The sequence below is a fragment of the Demequina mangrovi genome, from assembly GCF_000759715.1.
Lineage (GTDB): Bacteria > Actinomycetota > Actinomycetes > Actinomycetales > Demequinaceae > Demequina > Demequina mangrovi.
In genome coordinates this window covers 78093-96799 of sequence record NZ_BBLU01000003.1, presented here as the reverse complement: position 1 = coordinate 96799, position 18707 = coordinate 78093, and the positions used below count along the sequence as shown (strand labels likewise).

The following is an 18707-nucleotide window of genomic DNA, read 5'->3' as shown; positions in this document are numbered from 1 at the left end:
TCAGTGCCCCATCTGCTTCATGCGGTCGAGGACGAGCTCGGCGGTGGGGTCCCGCATCTCGTCGACGATGCGGCCGTCCGCGAGGAACAGCACGCGGTCCGCGAACGAGGCCGCGGTCGGGTCGTGCGTCACCATCGCGATGGTCTGCCCGAAGTCGGTGACCGCGCGGCGCATGAACGCCAGCAGCTCGCCTCCGGAGCGGGAGTCGAGGTTGCCCGAGGGCTCGTCCGCGAAGATGAGCTCGGGGCGGGCCACGAGCGCGCGGGCGACCGCGACGCGCTGCTGCTGACCGCCGGAGAGCTCCGCGGGCAGGTGCGTGAGGCGGTCGCCGAGCCCGAGGATGCCGATGACCTCGTCGAACCACGCCTGCTCGACCCTGCGGCCCGAGATGTCGAGCGGCAGCGTGATGTTCTCGCGGGCGCTGAGCGACGGGATGAGGTTGAAGGCCTGGAACACGAAGCCGATCTTGTCGCGGCGCACCTGCGTGATCTTGTCCTCCGAGAGCCGCGAGAGCTCCTGGTCGCCGATCCAGGACTGGCCGGCGGTGAGGCGGTCGAGGCCCGCGAGCGTGTGCAGCAGGGTCGACTTGCCCGAGCCCGAGGGGCCCATGATGGCGGTGAACTCGCCGGTCGCGACGTCGACGTCGATCCCGTCGAGCGCCCGGACCTCCGCATCCCCGTGGCCGTAGGTCTTGGTGCCGCCGCGCATGGACGCGGCGACCGCCACGGAGGTCCGCGGCGTCTCGATGAGCGTGGTGGTCATGGCTTCCTCCCGATGATGTCTGCCTCGCACATCGTCGGTCCGCGCGGGGCGGGGGCGCATCGGCCCGGAGGACGGTTTGTCCGAATCGTTCCGATGGGGGATTCGTGGGGGTGGGATGGGGGTTCCCCCTGCCCCCACACCTGGGGGTGGTCGGGGGAGGCGGGCCGCGCCGGGCACGCGAAGGCCCCCGGAGACCAGGTCTCCGGGGGCCTTCGCGTCGGTGTCGAGGGTCAGCCGTCGAAGGCGATGGCCTCGAGGATGTCCATCTTGGCGGCACGATGCGCGGGCCACCACGCGGCGACCACGCCCGCGATCGCGGCGGCGATCGTGTAGAGCGCGAGCCAGGCCCACGGGACCGTGATGGTGGTGAAGCCGAAGTCCTCGAGCGCGCGCACCAGGGCGGCGCCGAGGCCCACGCCCAGGATCATGCCGAGGACGGTGCCGAACACGGCCATCACCATCGACTCGATCCGGATCATGCGGCGGATCGACCGACGCCTCACGCCGACGGCGCGCAGCAGGCCGATCTCGCGGGTGCGCTCGGTCACGGACAGCAGCAGCGTGTTCGCCACGCCCAGGAGGGCGATGATGAGCGCCGCGCCGAGCATCGCCGAGATGACGCCGAGCAGCAGGTCGATGAACTGGTTCGCGAGCTGCTCGAACTCGCCCGGCGACTGGAGCACCAGCAGCGGGTAGTCGACCGCGAGGGCGTCGAGGAGCTGGTCCTGCGCCGCCTCCGGGTCCACGCCGTCGTCGAGCACCACCATCGACTGCACGATCGGGTAGTCGCCCAGGAGCGCGTGACCGGTCTCCTCGTCGACCCACACCTGCGCGTCGCCCTCGTTGAGGTACCTGCCGGTGACGGTGAGGGTCGCGGTGCCCTCGGCGCCCTCGAGCATGAGCTCGTCGCCCACCTCGAAGCCGGCGTCGACCATCGACGGGTCGATGAAGGCGCCGCCGTCCATCTGGTCGAAGTCGGGCTCGTTGTTGTAGTCGAACGCGAGCTCCGCGGTGTCGGGGTCGATCACGCCGACGGCGGTCGCCTCGCCGTCGAGCAGCACGGTGCCGAGGCCGGTCGAGGTGACGTACGCGACGCCGTCCTCGCCCTCGATGACCTCGAGCGCGCCCTCCGGGATCGCGCCCTGCGCGGAGAACACGAAGAAGTCGGCGTTGTTGCCCTGGAACTGCTCGGTGACGAGCGACTTCATCGACTCCGTGAAGGTCGCCACGAGGGCGAGCAGCATGACGCCGATCATGAGCGCGGCCGCGGTGTTGGCGCTGCGGCGCGGCTCGCGGTGGATGTTGTTGGCGGCGAGCTTGCCGTCCACCCGGAAGATGCGCGTGAGCATCGCCTTGAGCGCGTACGCGAGCGGCACGAGCACCTGGGCGGCGAGCAGCGTGACGCCGATGATGAGGATCATCGCGCCGGCGCCCACCGGGATGTACGGCTTCTCGATGCCCATGTAGAGGCCGACGACGATCGCGACGACGCCGAGCAGCGTCAGCGCGCCGCCGACGATGTTGCGCAGCCGCAGCGGCTTCTTCGACTCGGTGGCCGACTCGCGCAGCGCCTCCATCGGGGAGATGGTCGACGCGTGGATCGCGGGCATGATCGCGGCGACGATGGTGACCAGCGCGCCGAGCACGTAGCCCCAGACCACCGCGTCGATCGGCAGCGTCACCGTGCCGAAGATCTCGCCGGAGAGCGCCTCGACCACCACGGACAGGCCGAGCGCGCCGAGGTAGCCGACCACGATGCCGATGGTCGCGGACACGACCGCGACCACGAGCGCCTCGAGCAGGATCATGGTGCGCAGCTGGCGTCCGGAGACGCCGATCGCGCGCAGCAGCCCGAACTCGCGCGTGCGCTGCGTGACGATGATGCGGAACGTGTTGACGATGATGTACGCGCCGACGAACAGCGCGATGAGCGCGAACGCGATCGCGAAGATGTCGATGTACTGGAGGATCTCGTCGAACTGCGCGGTCTGCTCGGCGGCCTTGTCCTCGCCCGTGATGGCGCGGGTGCCCTCGGGGAGGATCTCGTCGATCGCCTCGGCGACGGCGGACGCGTCCGCCCCGTCCTCGACGATCACGCTGATCTGGTCGTAGCCGTCGTCGCCGTTGATCGCCGCGGAGCGGGCGTCGGTCATGTACGCGAGGGTCGCGCCCTGCAGCGAGTTGCTCTCGCCGAAGCGCACGAGGCCCACGAGCGTGAACTCCTCGACCCCGATGTCGGTCGAGATCGAGACGGTGTCGCCGAGCGCGTAGCCCAGGCGGGGAGCGGCGTCGACGTCGAGCACGATCTCGTCGTCCGAGGCCGGGCCCTCGCCCTCGATCAGCGTGGCCTGGTCGACGCGCGGGTCGCCGGCCCAGTTGAAGATCTGGCTGGGGGCGCCGCCCGCGGCCATGACATCGTTCGACGGCTCGAAGTCCGCCGCGAGGACGGTGCCGGAGACCTGGCGGCCGCCCCACGCGGAGGCGACGCCGTCGACAGCCGCGACGTCGTCGACGTCGCCGTGGGCGAAGATCGCGTCGGTCGCGGCGAACGGGTCCTCGCTGTCCCCGAGCTCGTCGGGGGCCTCTTCGACGATGACGTCGGTGCCGGCGTAGATCTCGTCGAACAGCTTGGAGAAGCCGCCGGAGAGCGCGTTGGTGAGCGTGAAGGTGGCGGCCGCGAGCGCGACTCCGAGCGCGACCGCGACCGCCGTCAGCACCAGCCTCTTGGGGTTGTGCTTGACGGACTTGACTGCGAGACGGAACATCAGTGCCCCATCTGCTTCATGCGGTCGAGCACGGCGTCCGCGGTCGGCTCACGCATCTCGTCGACGATGCGGCCGTCGGCGAGGAACAGGACGCGGTCCGAGTACGAGGCCGCGGTCGGGTCGTGCGTCACCATCGCGATGGTCTGGCCGAACTCCTTGACGGCGCGACGCATGAAGCCGAGCAGCTCCGCGCCCGAGCGCGAGTCGAGGTTGCCCGAGGGCTCGTCCGCGAAGATGAGCTCGGGGCGGGCCACGAGGGCGCGCGCCACCGCGACGCGCTGCTGCTGGCCGCCGGAGAGCTCGGCCGGCAGATGCGTGAGGCGGTCGCCGAGGCCGAGGATGCCGATGATCTCGTCGAACCACGCGGGGTCGATGTCGCGGCCCGAGATGTCGAGCGGCAGGGTGATGTTCTCCTTCGCGGACAGCGAGGGGATGAGGTTGAAGGCCTGGAAGACGAAGCCGATCTTGTCGCGGCGCACCTGCGTGATCTTGTCCTCGGACAGCGCCGAGATCTCGGTCTCGCCGATCCACGACTGGCCGGCGGTGAGGCGGTCGAGGCCCGCGAGCGTGTGCAGCAGCGTCGACTTGCCCGAGCCCGAGGGGCCCATGATGGCGGTGAACTCCGCCGTGGCGATGTCGACGTCGATGCCGTCGAGCGCGCGGACCGCCGCGTCGCCGTGCCCGTAGTCCTTGGTGCCGCCGCGCATGGACGCGGCGAGCGTGACAGTGGTGGTCATGACAGGTTTCCCCTCGTAGGCCAGAACGTTTCCGCGTCAGTCTGTCGGACCTCGTCCGCCCATGGCATCGTCCGCAAGGACGGTTCCGGGACCTCCGTCTCAGGGATGACCCGTCACGGGCGCGGGACCACGATGCCCGAGTCGTAGGCCTCGACCACCGCCTGCACGCGGTCGCGCACGCCCAGCTTGGTGAGGATGTGGCTCACGTGCGTCTTCACCGTGGTCGCGGACACGAACAGCTCCGCCGCGATCTCCTGGTTCGACAGCCCGCGCGCCATGAGGCGCAGCACCTCGACCTCGCGCTCGGAGAGGTCCCCGATGGCCTCGACCGACGGCTCGTCGGGCTCCTCGGGGTCGACGCCGGAGCGTGCGAACTGCTCGATCACGCGCCGCGTCACCTCGGGGGCGAGGAGCGCGTCGCCGCCCGCCACCACCTTGACGGCGGACACGAGCGCATCGCCGTCGACGCTCTTGAGCAGGAAGCCCGAGGCTCCCGCGCGCAGCGACTCGTACACGTACTCGTCGTCGTCGAACGTGGTGAGGATGACGATGCGCGTGCCGGGGTGGGCCGCGAGCACCTCGCGCGTCGCGGTGAGGCCGTCCATGCCCGGCATGCGCACGTCCATGAGGACCACGTCGGGGGCGTGCTCCGCCACGATGCCCGCCGCCTCGACGCCGGATGTCGCCTCGGCCACCACCTCGATGTCGTCCTCCGACTCGAGGATCATCCTCAGCCCGACCCGCACCATCGCCTGGTCGTCCACGAGCGCCACCCGGATCATCGTCCGCCCTTCGCCGTCTGCGCGGGCCGCTGGCCCACCTGGTCGTCGCCGGACGGCAGCACCGCGCGCACGCGGAAGCCGCCGCCTGGTCTCGGACCGTACTCCAGCGAGCCTCCGAGGGCGTGGACCCTCTCGCCCATGCCGCGCAGCCCGTGGCCCCCGCCCTGGCGGGCCGCGTCGGAGATGACGCCGCGTCCGTCGTCCTCGACCCTGACCACCACCTGGTGGGGGAGGCGCTCGACCGTGACGGTCGCATGCGCGCCGGGTCCCGCGTGCTTCATGGCGTTGGTGAGGGCCTCCTGCACCACCCGGTACGCGCTCAGCTCGACGCCGGCGGGCACGTGCGCCGTGCCGGAGATGCTGAGGTCCACCGGCAGCCCGGCGTCCTCGACCTGCTGGGTGAGGGCCGGGAGCGTCGCCAGCGCGGGCATCGGCTCGAGCGCCGCGGTCGCGCGGTCGCGCTCGGCGGTGTCCACGGCGTCCTGCTCGGTCGCGCGCAGCACGCCGATCATGCGCTGCATCTCGGTGAGGCCCGTGCGGCCCGACGCCGCGATGGTCTCGAGCGCCTGCGTGACCCGCGGGTCGGAGTCGCGGGCGAGGCGGCGCGCGCCCTCCGCCTGGAGGGTCATCACCGTGATCTCGTGCGCGACCACGTCGTGGAGCTCGCGGGCGATCCGGGCCCGCTCCGCACGCACCGCGTCCGCCGCGACGACCCGCTGGGCCTGCTCGCGCCGCTCCTGCGAGAGCTCGAGCTCCGTGAGGCGCTCCTTGCGGCGGTAGTCGACGAAGCCGATCATCATCGGCACCACCACCGCGAGCGCCACCGCGACGAGCGAGGTCCATGGCACGTAGTCGGTGAACAGCAACCCGACGGTGGTCCACGCGAGCATGAGCGCCAGCACCGCGCCGCCGTGGATGAGCGCCTGACGGCGAGCCGTGTAGGCGGCGACGCCGTAGAGCGCGAGGTAGATCGCGAGCGAGGCGGGGGTGTCGGGGTAGCCGAGCCCCACGCTCACCACCCACGGGATCAGCACGGCCCACACGACCACGCGCGGATAGCGCTGGCGCCAGGCCAGCGGGGCGACCTGCAGCACCAGCAGCGCGTAGCCGACGGCGTCGGGGTCGCGGGCCCCGACGCCGTAGTCCGCGCTCACATCGACGCCGATGAGGCCGAGCACCAGGAGGGCCGCCGCGATCGCGACGTCGCCCCAACGAGGAGGTTTGACGTCCATCCGGCCAGCGTAGGGCGCGGACCCGGCCGCGGCATCGTCCGCGCGGACGATGCGCGGCGCGCCCTTGGAACCGGCGCCCCGCTTCGCTAGTGTGATCTTCATCACACGCGGACCGGGTCCGCGCGGCCTGAGGGGGTCACCGATGCGGAAGCGTCGCGCACACGCCGAGGCGATGGCGGACGCCCTCGTCCGCATCCGTGCGACCGCCGCCGGCTACCGGCGCGAGGACGGGGTCCCGCCCGTCATCGTCGCCATGCCGCGCTCCGCGTCCGCCGCGGTCGCGGCCGCCCGCGCGAGCCGCATCGACCTCGCGACGACGGTGGCGCGGGCCGTCTCCGGCGCGCCCGACGTGGTCCTCCGGGGCGCCTCGGCGCGCTCCGCCGTCGTGCTCGGCACCGCCTCGCCGCTGCCGCGGCAGGTCACGCGCTAGTTGTCGTCGTGCCGCGTCCACCGGAAGGTGCGCACCGCGAGCACCAGCCCCACGATCACCCACAGCGCGAGCACGATCGCCGTGGCCGGGTGCTGCCATGAGCCCGACGCCTCGGCCGCCTCGAAGCTCTCGGGCAGGAACACCGAGCGCATGCCCTGCGCCAGCCACTTGAGCGGGAACACCGCGGCGAAGTGCTGCAGGAACACGGGGATCTGGGTGTAGACGAGGAACACGCCCGAGGTGAACTGCAGGATCAGGACGATGGGCGTCACCACGGCCGAGCCCGCCTTCGCGTTGCGCAGCAGCGAGGACATCGCGATGCCGAGCGTGGTCGATGCCGCCGTGCCGAGCAGGAAGACCCACGTGAAGATCCACCAGCCCTCGGCGCCGTCGGGCAGCTGGGCGTCGTACAGCACCACGCCGATCGCGATGAGGATCGCGAGCTGCACCACGGTCACCGCGATCACCTGCGCGATCTTCGCTGCGAAGAACGCGGTCGCGGGCAGGGGTGTGGCGTAGACCCGCTTGAGGATGTCCTCGTCGCGATCGATGGCGATCGACATCGCGAGCGACTGGAAGCCCGTGTTGAGGATGCCCGAGGCGATCATGCCCGGCAGGAAGTACTGCGCGAACGTCACGTCGCCCGAGATCACCTGGTCGCCGAACACCGAGCCGAACAGCAGCAGCAGCATCATCGGGAAGGCGAAGATGAAGACCATCTGCTCGCGGCTGCGCACGAACTCGCGGATCTCGACCACGAAGCGGCTGCGCGCCATCGACATCCAGGTGGGCGCGGGCGCTGCGGTGGTCGCGGTCATGACGTCGCCTCCTCGGGAGCGCGCGCCTCATGCGAGGCGTCATCGATGAGCTGCAGGTAGACCTCCTCGAGGGACGGGTGCACCACCTGGAGCCCCTCGATCTCGCCCGGGTGGCGTGCGAGCAGCTCCCGCAGGAGCGCGGTCGGAGCGCCCGTCTCCTCCACGCGCTCCTCGCCGTCCTCGACCCAGCTGATCCGCGCGGCTGCGGCACGGCGGCGCAGGCCGACGGGGGTGTCGAGGGCGACCAGGCGACCGTTCGCGATGATGCCGATGCGGTCGGCGAGCCGGTCGGCCTCGTCGAGGTAGTGCGTGGTGAGCACGATGGTGGTGCCGTCGCCCCGCATCGCCTCGATGAGGGTCCAGAAGTGCCGGCGCGCCTCGGGGTCGAAGCCCGTGGTGGGCTCGTCGAGGAACACGAGCTCGGGCCGGCCGACGATCGCGAGCGCGACGTCGAGGCGTCGCTGCTGCCCGCCCGACAGCGTGGCGGCCTTGGCGTTCGCCTTCTCGGTCAGCCCGACCGCCTCGAGGGTCTCGTCGACATCGCGCGGGTCCGGGTAGAGGCTCGCGGCGTAGGACACCGACTCCCTCGCAGTGAGCGCCGTCGCGCTCGAGGTGGTCTGCAGCATCACCCCGACGCGGGTGCGCCACGACTTGGGCGCGCGCTGCGGATCCAGGCCCAGCACCTCGACCTCGCCCGAGGTGCGCTTGCGGAAGCCCTCGAGGATCTCGACCGTGGTCGACTTGCCGGCGCCGTTGGGTCCGAGCAGGGCGAAGACCTCGCCCCGAGGGATCTCGAGGTCGAGGCCGTCGACGGCGTGCAGGTCGCCGTAGTGCTTGTGGAGACCCGCGATGCGGATGGCCGGTGCGGTCATGGGGTCGAGCCTAACCAGCATCGTCCCTGGATGTCTCCGTCCGAAGGACGAAAGGGCCGCATCGTCCGGATGGACGATGCGGCCCTCGGGTCGCGCTGCGGTGTCGCCTAGGAGGCGAGCAGCTTCTGGATGCGGGTGACGCCCTCGACCAGGTCCTCGTCGCCGAGCGCGTAGCTGAGGCGCATGAAGCCCGACGGGCCGAAGGCCTCGCCCGGGACCACGGCCACCTCGGCCTGCTCGAGGATCACGCCCGCGAGGTCCGCGGAGGAGGTGATCTCCACGCCGCCGACCGTGCGGCCGATGAGGCCCTCGACGCTCGGGTAGGCGTAGAACGCGCCCTTCGGGGTCGGGCAGACCACGCCGTCGATCTCGCGGAGCATGTCGACCATCGTCCGGCGGCGGCGGTCGAAGGCCGCGCGCATCGCGTGGACCTCCTCGAGGCCGCCCTCGAGCGCCGCGATGGCGGCCCGCTGGCTGACGTTCGCGACATTGCTGGTGAGGTGCGACTGGAAGTTCGCGGCGGCCTTGGTGACGTCGGCGGGGGAGATCATCCAGCCCACGCGCCAGCCGGTCATCGCGTACGTCTTGGCGACGCCGTTGAGCACGATGGTCTGGTCCGCGAGCTCGGGCACCGCGCGGACGATGGGCGTGAACTGCGCGTCGTCGTAGAGGAGGTGCTCGTAGATCTCGTCGGTGAGGACCCAGATGCCGTGCTCGAGCGCCCACTCGCCGATGGCCTTGGTCTGCTCCTCGGAGTAGACGGCGCCGGTCGGGTTGGAAGGGCTGCAGAAGAGCAGCGCCTTGGTGTTCTCGGTGCGCGCGGCCTCGAGCTGCTCGACCGTGACGAGGTAGTCCTGGTCGGCGCCCGCGAAGACCTCGACCGGGGTGCCGCCGGCGAGCGCGATCGCCTCGGGGTAGGTGGTCCAGTAGGGCGCGGGGAGGAGCACCTCGTCGCCCGGGTCGACGATCGCGGCGAAGGCCTGGAACACGGCCTGCTTGCCGCCGTTGGTGACGATGACGTTCGCGGGGTCGATCTCGTAGCCGGAGTCGCGCAGCGTCTTCTCGGCGATGGCCTTCTTCAGCTCGGGCAGGCCCGTCGCGGGCGTGTACCGGTGGTTCCTCGGGTCGCGCGTGGCCGCGGCGGCCGCCTCGACGATGAAGTCGGGCGTGGGGAAGTCGGGCTCTCCGGCGCCGAACCCGATCACGGGACGGCCGGCGGCCTTGAGCGCCTTCGCCTTGGAGTCGACGGCGAGGGTGGCGGACGGCGCGATGGCGCCGAGACGAGCGGAAACGCGACGAGAGGGCTTCATGCCGGCCATTCTTCCACCTGCCGCACGATTCCCAATGACAGATGTGACACATGTGACGGGGTGGGTAGGCGGGCGGCGGCGCCTCCTACGCGGTCGCTGCCCGCGAGCCGCTGGCGGTCGGCGCGCGGCCTCACCGCAGGCGCGCGCCGATGTCCGCGGTACCTGCGCACGCCGGGGCCGTCCACCCGCGGAGGGTTCGCGAGGCGTCGGTGCGCAGCCCTCGCGACGCTGGAGCGATGGATCCGGTCGAAGCTGTCGCCGCGCTGGGCGGGTGTGCGCGCCGCGGACAACTGCTGCGGCGAGGTCTTACCGACCCGCAGCTGCTCGACGCCGTGCGCGCCGGCTCGCTCACGAGGCCGCACCGCGGGTGCTACGCCCTGCCCGATGCGCCCTACGCCGCCGTCCGCGCGCGGGTCATGTCCGCCCAGCTGACCTGCATCTCGGCGGCTGTCGCCATGGACCTTCCGGCCCTCGTCCCCTCCGGCGGTCTGCACGTCGCGGTGCCATGGGACCGTGGGATCGTGCGCGGGGACAGGCGCCTCAAGGTCCCCACCACGGTGCATCGTCTACCTCGCGCACTCCGCCACGGGGTCGACGCGCTGTGCGTCGATGCCGCGACCCTGATCGACCACCTGGGTGCCTGCGTGGGGCCCGCCCCGCAGCTGACCGTCGTCGATGCGGCGCTCAACCGGGGCCTCGTCCGCATCGGCGACCTGTGGGCGCTGACGGGCACGGGCCCTCGAAGGCGCGCCTGGCTCGCGGCGCACGCCGACGCGCTGTCGCAGTCGCCGGGCGAGACGCTCGCGCGCCTCGAGCTGAGGGAGGCCGGGTTCGCGGTCGTCTCGCAGGCACCGATCCGGGGCGTCGGCCACGTCGACCTTCTGGTCGACGACCGTGTCGTGGTCGAGGTGGACGGGGAGACCTATCACTCGTCGCCTGAGGCGCAGGCCGAGGACGCGCGGCGCGATGCCGTCCTCGCCGCGGCAGGGATCCCGCGCGTCCGGATCCCGTATGCGACCGTGCGCGACCAACCGGGCCGGACGACGGCTGAGGTGCGTGTGCAGCTCGCCGCGTACGAGCGCTCGCGGCGGTCCTGAGGCGGGCGATCACCGGCGACGGCGGCAGCCTGGGCCGGTCGGCGCGGTGCGCCTGCCGCTGTGGAGGCGACGTCCCGTCCCCGCTGCCGGCACCCTCATGTCCCCACCTGTCACTCTTGTCATTGGGAATCGAGGGGATCGGGTAGGCTGTTCTGGCGTTCATGCAGGCGGCGACGATGCCGTGAAGGACCCGGGTTCGACTTCTCGCCCGGAACCGCGTAACATGTGACGTCGGCGATTGACATTCGTCAGGCTGGTTCGCGCCCTCGGGGCGAGCCGGAATGGCGAACGAAGGAGCCGCGGGGGCCCAACCCCCCGAAGGGTAGTGGCGCAATTGGTAGCGCATCGGTCTCCAAAACCGACGGTTGGGGGTTCGAGTCCCTCCTACCCTGCGTAACGCGGGAATCTCCCGCGAGCGCAATCCAGAGAGAAGGACTTTTCGGTGAGCGAATCTGCCGTGACGGATTCCGGAGAGAAGGACCCGCGGCACGAGACGCGCGAGGGTCTGAACATCTTCGGACGCATCGTGCTCTTCGTGCGCCAGGTCATCTCCGAGCTTCGTCGTGTGGTCACCCCCACGCGCCAGGAGCTGATCCGCTACATCTGGATCGTCCTCGGCTTCGTGGCCGTGATGATGGCCCTGGTGTTCGTGCTGGACGTCTCGTTCGGCTGGATCTCGCAGAAGGTGTTCGGCGGCTGAGGCCGCCCCTAGGGGAGTAGTGATGAGCGACGAGAACGTGGACGAGACCATGGTCGAGGGCGTCGAGCCTGAGGCCGTCGTCGAGGACGATGCGACCATGCCTGCCATCGACGAGGCGCCGGCCGACCCGGTCGCCGAGTTCAAGGCGCGCCTGCGCACCCTCGAGGGCGACTGGTTCGTCGTGCACAGCTACTCGGGCCACGAGAAGCGCGTCAAGCAGGCCATCGAGCACCGCATCGAGAGCCTCCACATGGAGGACTACATCTTCGGTGTCGAGGTTCCGATGGAGGAGGTCGCCGAGATCAAGGGCGGCCAGCGCAAGCTCGTCACGCGTGTCCGGATGCCCGGATACGTGCTGGTGCGCATGTACCTCACGGACGAGTCCTGGGGCGCCGTGCGCAACACCCCGGGTGTGACCGGCTTCGTCGGCCACGCCCACAACCCCGTCCCGCTCACCGTCGACGAGGTCTACTCGATGCTCGCTCCGAAGGAGGTCGCCGAGGCGGCGGCCGCCGAGGAGTCCGCGGCACCGCAGACCCCCGTCGAGGTGGAGTTCGAGGTCGGCGAGTCGGTCACCGTCATCGACGGCCCGTTCGCGACCCTCCCGGGCACGATCTCGGAGATCTCGGCTGAGAGCCAGAAGCTCCACGTGCTCGTCTCGATCTTCGGCCGGGAGACCCCGGTCGAGCTGTCGTTCACGCAGGTCACCAAGATCTGACGCGCGACAGCGCTACCCGCGGCCGCCAAGCCGCACAGGCAAGAAAGTAAGGACCCAACATGGCACCCGCGAAGAAGAAGGTCTCTGGGCTGATCAAGCTCCAGATCCAGGCCGGCGCCGCCAACCCTGCCCCGCCGGTCGGTCCGGCGCTCGGTCAGCACGGCGTCAACATCATGGAGTTCTGCAAGGCGTACAACGCCGCGACCGAGTCGCAGCGTGGCAACGTCGTGCCCGTCGAGATCACCGTGTACGAGGACCGCTCGTTCACGTTCGTGCTCAAGACGCCGCCGGCCGCAGAGCTCATCAAGAAGGCCGCAGGCGTCCCCAAGGGCTCCGGCACCCCGCACACCACCAAGGTCGGCAACCTGACCGAGGCCCAGGTGCGCGAGATCGCCGAGACCAAGATGGCCGACCTCAACGCCAACGACATCGACGCCGCTGCGAAGATCATCGCCGGCACCGCCCGCTCCATGGGCATCACGGTCTCCTAAGGACCACCACCCCAGTGGGAGGGCCGCGCTGGCCCGTCACCACGCACTGCAAAGGAAGATCGCAGATGACCAAGCGCTCCAAGGCTTACCGCGACGCAGCCCAGCTCGTCGACCGCAGCCAGCTCTACACGCCGCTCGAGGCCCTCCGTCTCGCGCAGAAGACCGCTTCGAAGAAGACCGACTCGACCATCGACGTCGTCTTCAAGCTCGGCGTCGACCCCCGTCACGCGGACCAGATGGTCCGTTCCACCGTCATCCTGCCTCACGGCACCGGCAAGACCGCCAGGGTCCTGGTCTTCGCCAACGGTGACAAGGCAGAGGCCGCCCGCGAGGCGGGCGCCGACATCGTCGGTGGCGACGAGCTCATCGCCGAGGTCGCGGAGGGACGTTCGGACTTCGACGCCGTCGTCGCCACCCCCGACCTCATGGGCAAGGTCGGTCGCCTGGGCCGCGTGCTCGGCCCCCGCGGCCTCATGCCGAACCCCAAGACCGGCACCGTGACCATGGACGTCACCAAGGCCGTGTCGGACATCAAGGGCGGAAAGATCGAGTTCCGCGTCGACAAGCACGCCAACCTGCACACCGTGCTGGGCAAGGCGTCGTTCGGCGACGAGAAGCTCCTCGAGAACTACCAGGCCGTCCTGGACGAGGTGCTCCGCTCGAAGCCGTCCGCGTCGAAGGGTCGCTACATCATCAAGGCGTCGCTCTCCGCGACGCAGGGCCCGGGTATCCCGCTCGACGCCACGGCCAAGGTCGACGCCTAAGCCGCATCGTTCCGACGGCCCGGTCCCCGCGAGGGGGCCGGGCCGTCGGCGTTCCGGGCCGCGCATCCTCCGATTTGCCATCGGACGATGCGTCGCTTAAGATAGTCAGGCCCAAGACCGCCGGTCGTCGGGCCCGGGATTCCCGGGAACGACCGAAGCTCCGTACATGCGGGGACCAGCGCAGGTGAACCAGATAGCGCATGGCGCGCGATCCCTTGGGCGGCCCGCGTGGCCGCCCTCGTCAGTTCCGCGCCGCGTGTCTCTCCGGCCCCGCCTGCGCGGGGCCTTTTGCATGTCCGGGCCGGATGGCGGTCATCCGAAGGAAGGACAAACATGGCGACGCCAGACAAGGTGAACGCTGTTGCAGAGCTCGCGGACGATTTCCGTGGCTCCGCAGCGGTGCTGATCACCGAGTACCGCGGCCTCTCCGTCCCGCAGCTCGCGAAGCTGCGCGGTGAGATCCGCGGCGCCGCGACCTACAAGGTCGCGAAGAACACTCTGACGGCGCTCGCGGCCAAGGACGCCGGTATCGAGGGTCTCGACGACCTTCTCACCGGCCCCACGGCCATCGCGTTCGTCACCGGTGACCCGGTGGAGGCCGCGAAGGGTCTCAAGGCTTTTGCCAAGGAGAACGACAAGCTCGTCATCAAGGGCGGCGTTCTCGAGGGCAAGGTGATCTCTGCTGATGAGGTCAAGAAGCTGGCGGACCTCGAGTCCCGCGAGGTTCTGCTCGCCAAGGCTGCCGGCGCCATGAAGGCGTCGCTCTTTGGTGCTGCATACATGTTCCAGGCGCCGCTGGCTCAGGCCGCGCGTGCCGTCGACGCCCTGCGTGCGAAGCAGGAAGACGCGGCCTAAGGGCCGCACCCCACTACACACATCTGCTTCACGCAGGCAAGAGAGAAGGAAGTCATCATGGCTAAGCTCACCACCGAGGAGCTCATCGAGCAGTTCAAGGAGCTCTCGCTCATCGAGCTCTCGGAGTTCGTGAAGGCGTTCGAGGAGACCTTCGAGGTCACCGCCGCCGCTCCGGCCGCCGTCGCCGTTGCCGCCGCCCCCGCGGGCGAGGCCGCTGCCGAGGCCGAGGAGAAGGACGAGTTCGACGTCATCCTCGCCGCCGTCGGCGACAAGAAGATCCAGGTCATCAAGGAGGTGCGCGCGCTCACGTCGCTCGGCCTCGGTGAGGCCAAGGCGCTCGTGGACGAGGCCCCCAAGGCCATCCTCGAGGGTGCGAAGAAGGACGACGCCGAGAAGGCCAAGGCTCAGCTCGAGGCCGCCGGCGCCACCGTCGAGCTCAAGTAAGCTCGCTCGGCTCTAGCCGAACACCTCTGAACGGGGTCGGATCCGCAAGGATCCGGCCCCGTTCTGCTGTCCCACCCGACGACTCGCAATGACACGGGTGAAGGATGAGGCGGGTGCGGCATCGTCCGCCTGCGGTGGGCGTCCCTGGAGTCACGTGCGTCACACGTGTCATTGGGAATCGACGGAGGGGACGATGCGCGGATCGCTTTTCGGGCACGATCGGCGTGTCTGCTGGCGATCCCGAACTGTGACTGGACAATCCGCGCGAGCGGCGGTAGTCTGGTGACTTGCGCTGTCTATCGCCCTGCCCTCATATGCCTACCTGGCGTGCGTCCGCTTGTAGCGGGTTTCGCCCCAGGATCCGGTGGAGCCGCGGCTAGGCATCGTGGTCACGCACGATCATAAAGGGAAGGAACCACCCTTGGCTGCCTCGCGCACCGATTCCGCCATCTCCAACCGTTCCGCATCGCGCCGCATCTCCTTCGCCCAGATTCAGGACCCCATCGAGGTTCCGAACCTGATCGGGCTCCAGACGGAGAGCTTCGACTGGCTGCTGGGCAACAGCGCCTGGCAGGCGCGCGTCGACGCCGCTAAGGACAGCGGCCGGAACGACGTCCCGGAGGTGGCAGGCCTCCAGGAGATCTTCGAGGAGATCTCGCCCATCGAGGACTTCGGACAGACCATGTCCCTGTCGTTCTCCGACCCGTACTTCGAGGAGCCCCGCTACACGCCGGAGGAGTGCAAGGAGAAGGACTTCACCTACTCCGCGCAGCTCTTCGTCACCGCGGAGTTCATGAACAACACCACCGGTGAGATCAAGTCCCAGACGGTCTTCATGGGCGACTTCCCGCTCATGAGCAGCCAGGGCACCTTCATCGTCAACGGCACCGAGCGCGTGGTCGTCTCGCAGCTGGTCCGTTCGCCCGGCGTCTACTTCGAGCGCACCCCCGACAAGACGTCCGACAAGGACATCTTCACCGCGAAGGTCATCCCCTCGCGCGGCGCGTGGCTCGAGTTCGAGATCGACAAGCGCGACGCCGTCGGCGTGCGCGTCGACCGCAAGCGCAAGCAGCCCGTGACGCTGTTCCTCAAGGCGCTCGGCATGACCGACGACCAGATCGCCGAGGAGTTCGCGCAGTTCCCGGCCGTCCTCGAGACCCTCGCCAAGGACACCGTCCACGGCCACGAGGAGGCGCTCGTCGACCTCTACCGCAAGCTGCGTCCGGGCGAGCCGCCGACCGTCGAGGCGGGCCAGAACCTGCTCGACAACTTCTACTTCAACCCCAAGCGCTACGACCTCGCCAAGGTGGGCCGCTTCAAGCTCAACAAGAAGCTCGGTCTGACCAAGCAGCTGGGCGACTCGGTGCTGGGCCTCGACGACATCGTCGCCACCATCAAGTACATCGCGGCCGCGCACGCCGGCATCGCGACGCTCGACGGCACCGAGGCGGAGATCCGCGTCGAGACCGACGACATCGACCACTTCGGCAACCGCCGCATCCGCGCGGTGGGCGAGCTGATCCAGAACCAGATCCGCACGGGCCTGTCGCGCATGGAGCGCGTGGTGCGCGAGCGTATGACCACGCAGGACGTCGAGGCGATCACGCCCCAGACGCTCATCAACACGCGTCCGGTCGTCGCCGCGATCCGCGAGTTCTTCGGCACCTCGCAGCTGTCGCAGTTCATGGACCAGAACAACCCGCTCGCGGGCCTCACCCACAAGCGCCGCCTCTCGGCGCTCGGCCCCGGCGGTCTCTCGCGTGACCGCGCGGGCATGGAGGTCCGAGACGTCCACACCTCGCACTACGGCCGCATGTGCCCGATCGAGACCCCTGAGGGTCCGAACATCGGCCTCATCGGCTCGCTCGCGTCGTTCGGGCGCATCAACCCGCTCGGCTTCGTCGAGACCCCGTACCGCAAGGTCGTCAAGGGCATCGTCACCGAGCAGGTCGACTACCTGACCGCGGACGACGAGGACCACTACGTCATCGCGCAGGCGAACGCCGGCCTCGACGACAACAACCGCTTCACGGACGAGCGCGTGCTCGTGCGTGGCAAGGGCGGCGAGGTCGAGTTCGTCGCGCCCGAGGCGGTCGACTACATGGACGTCTCGCCGCGCCAGATGGTGTCGGTGGGTACCGCCCTCATCCCGTTCCTCGAGCACGACGACGCGAACCGCGCGCTCATGGGTGCGAACATGCAGCGCCAGGCGGTGCCGCTGGTCCGCTCCGAGGCGCCGCTGGTCGGCACCGGCATGGAGCGCCGCGCGGCGATCGACGCCGGCGACGTCATCATCGCGACCAAGGACGGCGTGGTCACCGAGGTGAGCTCGGACCTCGTCACCGTGGCGAACGACGACGGCACCACCGGCTCGTACCGCATCGCGAAGTTCCAGCGCTCGAACCAGGGCACCTCGTACAACCAGCGCGTGATCGTCGACGAGGGCGACCGCGTGGTCGTCGGCTCGGTCATCGCGGACGGTCCTGCCACCGACGAGGGCGACCTCGCGCTCGGCAAGAACCTGCTGGTCGCCTTCATGTGCTGGGAGGGTCACAACTACGAGGACGCGATCATCCTGTCGCAGCGCCTCGTGCAGGACGACGTCCTCTCCTCGATCCACATCGAGGAGCACGAGGTCGACGCCCGTGACACCAAGCTGGGCCCGGAGGAGATCACCCGCGACATCCCGAACGCCTCGGAGGAGGCGCTCGCCGACCTCGACGAGCGCGGCATCATCCGCATCGGCGCCGAGGTGCGTGCGGGCGACATCCTCGTCGGCAAGGTCACCCCGAAGGGCGAGACCGAGCTGACCCCCGAGGAGCGCCTGCTCCGCGCGATCTTCGGCGAGAAGGCCCGTGAGGTCCGCGACACTTCGCTCAAGGTCCCCCACGGCGAGTCCGGCACCGTCATCGGCGTCCGCGTGTTCACCGAGGAGGACGGCGACGACCTCCCGGCCGGCGTCAACCAGCTGGTCCGCGTGTACATCGCGCAGCGCCGCAAGATCCAGGAGGGCGACAAGCTCGCCGGCCGTCACGGCAACAAGGGCGTCATCTCGACGATCCTGCCGGTCGAGGACATGCCGTTCCTCGAGGACGGCACGCCGGTCGACGTCATCCTTAACCCGCTGGGTGTCCCCGGTCGTATGAACGTCGGCCAGGTCCTCGAGACCCACACCGGCTGGATCGCGAAGCACGGCTGGGACGCCACCGGCGCCGAGGGCGCGTGGACGGAGCACCTGTCCGCCAACGCCGTCAGCTCCGAGCCCGGCACCCCGGTCGCGACGCCCGTCTTCGACGGTCTCCGCGAGGACGTCCTCGGCGGCCTCCGCACGGTGGTCAACCCCAACCGTGACGGCGTGCGCCTCGTCAACCAGGAGGGCAAGGCCCGCCTGTACGACGGTCGCACCGGAGAGCCGTTCCCCGAGGCCATCGCGGTGGGCTACAAGTACATCCTCAAGCTCCACCACCTGGTCGACGACAAGATCCACGCGCGTTCGACCGGTCCGTACTCGATGATCACGCAGCAGCCGCTGGGCGGTAAGGCCCAGTTCGGCGGCCAGCGCTTCGGCGAGATGGAGGTGTGGGCCCTCGAGGCGTACGGCGCCGCCTACGCGCTTCAGGAGCTCCTCACGATCAAGTCGGACGACGTCACCGGCCGTGTGAAGGTCTACGAGGCGATCGTCAAGGGTCAGAACATCCCGGAGCCGGGTCTGCCGGAGTCGTTCCGCGTCCTCATGAAGGAGATGCAGTCGCTCTGCCTGAACGTCGAGGTCCTCAACCACGAGGGTCACGTCATCGAGATGCGCGAGACCGACGACGACGCCTACCAGGCCGCCGAGTCGCTGGGCATCTCGCTGTCCAGCCGCCCCGATGCCTCGAGCGTCGACGAGATCTAAGAGCCCCGAGCTCACTCCACAAAAAGGACAAGTTT

The 18707-nt window shown here is 69.8% G+C and carries 17 protein-coding genes and 1 tRNA gene; 10 read left to right on the top strand and 8 right to left on the bottom strand.

Annotated elements, in window-relative coordinates:
- The 5 genes from TR42_RS03780 to TR42_RS03760 form a co-directional block, all read right to left on the bottom strand.
- A complete protein-coding gene (locus TR42_RS03780) occupies positions 1-762 on the bottom strand; it encodes an ABC transporter ATP-binding protein (protein ID WP_042213219.1) in 762 nt (253 codons plus the stop codon).
- Positions 763-992: 230 nt separating this feature from the next.
- Positions 993-3527 carry an ABC transporter permease gene (locus TR42_RS03775; RefSeq protein WP_042213217.1) on the bottom strand — a complete coding sequence of 845 codons (2535 nt, stop codon included), beginning with the start codon at positions 3525-3527 and terminating at the stop codon, positions 993-995.
- Positions 3527-4264, bottom strand: coding sequence for an ABC transporter ATP-binding protein (locus TR42_RS03770; protein WP_042213216.1), 738 nt, complete (start codon positions 4262-4264; stop codon positions 3527-3529). The genes TR42_RS03775 and TR42_RS03770 overlap by 1 nt, the downstream gene beginning before the upstream one ends.
- Before the next feature lie 113 nt (positions 4265-4377).
- Complete coding sequence (locus TR42_RS03765) at positions 4378-5046, bottom strand: response regulator (protein ID WP_042213214.1); 669 nt, start codon at positions 5044-5046, stop codon at positions 4378-4380.
- Positions 5043-6278, bottom strand: coding sequence for a sensor histidine kinase (locus tag TR42_RS03760; RefSeq protein ID WP_042213212.1), 1236 nt, complete (start codon positions 6276-6278; stop codon positions 5043-5045). The genes TR42_RS03765 and TR42_RS03760 overlap by 4 nt, the downstream gene beginning before the upstream one ends.
- 142 nt (positions 6279-6420) lie before the next feature.
- Between TR42_RS03760 and TR42_RS14725 the strand changes: the two genes are divergently transcribed.
- Positions 6421-6708 carry a hypothetical protein gene (locus TR42_RS14725; RefSeq protein ID WP_042213211.1) on the top strand — a complete coding sequence of 96 codons (288 nt, stop codon included), beginning with the start codon at positions 6421-6423 and terminating at the stop codon, positions 6706-6708.
- On the opposite strand, the gene TR42_RS03750 is transcribed toward TR42_RS14725, so the two are convergent.
- The 3 genes from TR42_RS03750 to TR42_RS03740 all read right to left on the bottom strand — a co-directional run bounded on the left by TR42_RS03750 (position 6705) and on the right by TR42_RS03740 (position 9708).
- A complete protein-coding gene (locus TR42_RS03750; protein ID WP_042213209.1) occupies positions 6705-7526 on the bottom strand; it encodes an ABC transporter permease in 822 nt (273 codons plus the stop codon). The genes TR42_RS14725 and TR42_RS03750 overlap by 4 nt on opposite strands.
- Positions 7523-8398 carry an ABC transporter ATP-binding protein gene (locus tag TR42_RS03745; RefSeq protein ID WP_143058904.1) on the bottom strand — a complete coding sequence of 292 codons (876 nt, stop codon included), beginning with the start codon at positions 8396-8398 and terminating at the stop codon, positions 7523-7525. Before TR42_RS03745 ends, TR42_RS03750 begins: the two co-directional genes overlap by 4 nt.
- Positions 8399-8505: 107 nt before the next feature.
- Positions 8506-9708: a pyridoxal phosphate-dependent aminotransferase gene (locus TR42_RS03740; RefSeq protein ID WP_174435455.1), complete on the bottom strand. Its 1203-nt coding sequence runs from the start codon at positions 9706-9708 to the stop codon at positions 8506-8508.
- Between the two features lie 236 nt (positions 9709-9944).
- On the opposite strand from TR42_RS03740, the gene TR42_RS14090 reads away from it, so the two are divergent.
- The 9 genes from TR42_RS14090 (at position 9945) to rpoB (ending at position 18672) form a co-directional block, all read left to right on the top strand.
- On the top strand, positions 9945-10805 hold the full coding sequence (locus TR42_RS14090) for a type IV toxin-antitoxin system AbiEi family antitoxin domain-containing protein (RefSeq protein WP_052405565.1): 861 nt from the start codon (positions 9945-9947) through the stop codon (positions 10803-10805).
- Positions 10806-11124: 319 nt separating this feature from the next.
- Positions 11125-11197, top strand: a tRNA-Trp gene (locus tag TR42_RS03730).
- Between the two features lie 50 nt (positions 11198-11247).
- Entirely contained in the window at positions 11248-11505 is a 258-nt protein-coding gene (gene secE, locus TR42_RS03725; RefSeq protein ID WP_052405564.1) for a preprotein translocase subunit SecE, read from the top strand.
- A 22-nt stretch (positions 11506-11527) separates the two neighbouring features.
- On the top strand, positions 11528-12223 hold the full coding sequence (nusG, locus tag TR42_RS03720; RefSeq protein WP_042213204.1) for a transcription termination/antitermination protein NusG: 696 nt from the start codon (positions 11528-11530) through the stop codon (positions 12221-12223).
- Between the two features lie 59 nt (positions 12224-12282).
- A complete protein-coding gene (rplK, locus tag TR42_RS03715) occupies positions 12283-12714 on the top strand; it encodes a 50S ribosomal protein L11 (protein WP_042213202.1) in 432 nt (143 codons plus the stop codon).
- A gap of 65 nt (positions 12715-12779) precedes the next feature.
- Positions 12780-13478 (top strand): 50S ribosomal protein L1, encoded by a 699-nt coding sequence (gene rplA / locus TR42_RS03710; RefSeq protein WP_042213201.1) that lies wholly within the window; start codon positions 12780-12782, stop codon positions 13476-13478.
- A 333-nt stretch (positions 13479-13811) separates the two neighbouring features.
- Positions 13812-14333, top strand: a complete 522-nt coding sequence (gene rplJ, locus TR42_RS03705) for a 50S ribosomal protein L10 (protein WP_042213199.1) — start codon at positions 13812-13814, stop codon at positions 14331-14333.
- A gap of 57 nt (positions 14334-14390) precedes the next feature.
- Positions 14391-14777, top strand: a complete 387-nt coding sequence (rplL, locus tag TR42_RS03700) for a 50S ribosomal protein L7/L12 (RefSeq protein WP_042213198.1) — start codon at positions 14391-14393, stop codon at positions 14775-14777.
- A gap of 421 nt (positions 14778-15198) precedes the next feature.
- On the top strand, positions 15199-18672 hold the full coding sequence (rpoB, locus tag TR42_RS03695) for a DNA-directed RNA polymerase subunit beta (RefSeq protein ID WP_042213196.1): 3474 nt from the start codon (positions 15199-15201) through the stop codon (positions 18670-18672).
- The last annotated feature ends 35 nt before the right edge of the window (positions 18673-18707 follow it).